Source organism: Halorubrum tebenquichense DSM 14210 (assembly GCF_000337415.1).
GTDB classification, from domain to species: Archaea; Halobacteriota; Halobacteria; order Halobacteriales; family Haloferacaceae; genus Halorubrum; species Halorubrum tebenquichense.
This window is the reverse complement of record NZ_AOJD01000001.1, coordinates 1-218: the sequence shown is the minus strand read 5'-3', so window position 1 is coordinate 218 and position 218 is coordinate 1. Positions and strand designations below refer to the sequence as shown.

Sequence of the window (218 nt, the reverse complement as noted above, 5' to 3'; positions counted from 1 at the left end):
GAGTTGGCTGACACACTACTGGCTACTGTGCCAGCTGGTGAATGGCTCGGCTCGAGAGCCGACGACGGACGTGCCAAGCTGCGAAAAGCCCGTGGGACCCGCATGGAGGGGAAGAACACGGGATTTCCTAATCGGAATCCGTTCAACAATTGCCACGCGCAATAGGGAACGCCCTGAATTGAAACATCTCAGTAAGGGCAGGAAAAGAACGCAAACGC

The 218-nt window shown here is 56.0% G+C and carries 1 rRNA gene; it reads left to right on the top strand.

Annotated elements, in window-relative coordinates:
* Positions 1-13 precede the first annotated feature (13 nt).
* Positions 14-218, top strand: a 23S ribosomal RNA gene (locus C472_RS00005); the annotation flags it as partial.